This is a genomic window from uncultured Aquincola sp., from assembly GCF_964001545.1.
Classification (GTDB): domain Bacteria; phylum Pseudomonadota; class Gammaproteobacteria; order Burkholderiales; family Burkholderiaceae_C; genus Aquincola.
This window is the reverse complement of record NZ_CAXFDV010000842.1, coordinates 1-1,753: the sequence shown is the minus strand read 5'-3', so window position 1 is coordinate 1,753 and position 1,753 is coordinate 1. Positions and strand designations below refer to the sequence as shown.

General features: G+C 72.2%; 1 protein-coding gene and 1 pseudogene. Both read right to left on the bottom strand.

Going from position 1 to position 1,753, the window contains the following annotated elements:
• Positions 1-12 precede the first annotated feature (12 nt).
• The gene (locus tag ABNT58_RS29030; protein ID WP_348756820.1) at positions 13-1,116 is read right to left on the bottom strand and encodes a redoxin domain-containing protein; all 1,104 of its coding nucleotides are present in this window, start codon (positions 1,114-1,116) and stop codon (positions 13-15) included.
• 29 nt (positions 1,117-1,145) lie between these two features.
• Positions 1,146-1,753: pseudogene (locus ABNT58_RS29025) on the bottom strand (FAD-dependent oxidoreductase); the annotation flags it as partial.

Below are 1,753 nucleotides of genomic sequence, written 5' to 3'. Positions count from 1 at the left end.
GATGGCCTATAGCTATAGCTGCGCCGACGCGTAGTAAGGCTTGTCGCCCAGCGCATCCACCCGCGCCCAGAAGGCTTCGCCCACGGCCAGGCCGCGGGCGTCGCGCGGTGCATGCTGGCGCCAGATGGCCCAAGAGTCGGGGTGCAGCTGGCTGGCACGGTCCAGCGCGGCGCGCGCTTCTGCAGACTGGCCCTGGCGCAGCAGCTGCTGGCCCAGCAGGAACCAGGCATGCGCCTCGGCCTGCGCCGCACTGGGCGCGGGCACGCGGGCCGCGGCCTGCGGCGCCGGCAACGCATGCGCGCTGGCCGGGCCCTGGCGGGCCCAGTCTCGCACCGCGGCCAGGTAGGCGGCCTTGCGCTGCTGGCTGGCCTGCGCCAGCTCAGGGGCCAGCGCGCCGGTGCTGCGGTCGATGGAGCGGAAGGCATCGCTGGAGCCGGCGGTCTCGGTCGGCCGCACGATGCGGCCGGCTTCGTCGATCCACACCGCCTGCGGCACGTTGACGATGCCGTACAAGGCGGCCACATGGTGGTCGGCATCGATCAAGCAGGGGTAGCTGGGCGCAGCGGCCTCGATCCAGGGGCGGGCGGCTTCGGCCGTGTCCAGCGCGATGGCCAGTACGGTGAAGTTGGTGTCCTGCAGCTCGGTGACCAAGGATTGCCACAGTGCCAGGTCGAGCCGGCAGCCGCACCAGCTGGCCCAGGTGACCAGCAGCAGCTTGCTGCCCCGGTACTGGCTCAGGCTGTGGGGCTGGCCCTGCAGGTCGGGCAGCGTGAAGTCGGGCGCCTGCAGCGATTGCAGGGCTTCGGCCCGCTGGTCCGCACCAGCCCCCAGCACCCAGGTGCTGCCGGCGGCGTCGTGCACCACGGGCTGGCCGCTGTGGCGCCATAACGCGGCCAGGTCCAGCCGGGCGGGCTGCTCGGCAGCTTCTTCCCGCACCCACTGGGCGCGCTGCGCGGGCGGCACCGGCAGGCAGATGTCGCCCTGGCACAGGCCTTCGGGCTTCCATTGCCAGCCGGTGGCGGCTTCGATGTCGGCGGCGGTGAGCCACAGCGCCTCGCCTTCAGGCTGGGCGGTGGGCAGCGTGGTACTGCGTTGTTCGTGCAGAACGGTGGTCATGGTCGTGCGCATGCGTGGGGGCACGCAGCTTACCCGGGCACGGCCGCCGGGGCGTTGGGCACCGGTGCAGCGCTGCGTTCCCCAGCGATCACCTCGGCCAGGTACTGCGCATCACGCGCCACGCCCGAGAAACGGCCCGAGCCCCAGGTGTGCAGCCAGGGTAGGCCCAGGAAGTACAGGCCCGGCAGCGCGGTGACGCCGCGCTCATGCTGTGGCTGGCCGCGGCCGTTGAACACCGGCGCGTCCAGCCAGCCGAAGTCGGGCGCAAAGCCGATGCACCACACCACGCTGCCGATGCCCGCCTGCTGCAGGCTGAGCGACAGCGGCTCTTCGCCGGGTTGCCACACGGGTTCGTAGCGGCTGGGCGGCGGGGCCTGCAGGCCCCTGCGTTCGATGTACTCGTCGATGCTGGCGTTGATGCCGTTGTAGGTGGCATCAGCGCGGTCCAGCACTTCGGCCAGGCCGGGCTTGAAGCGCAGCAGCACGTCGCCATCGGCCTGCGGCTCCACCGCCTGCAGCGCGCCGTGCAGCTGCATGCCCTGCAGCGCAAAGCGGCGCAGGTCGATGTCGCGCCCGCCGTCGCGGCCGGTGACGTAGTGGTTGGTGTTGTCGCGCACGCCCTCGCGCAGCGGATGCT

Bases quoted from the DNA above. Each gene is read 5' to 3' on its own strand.
- ABNT58_RS29030 (WP_348756820.1), bottom strand. From the start codon at position 1,116: ATGACCACCGTTCTGCACGAACAACGCAGTACCACGCTGCCCACCGCC.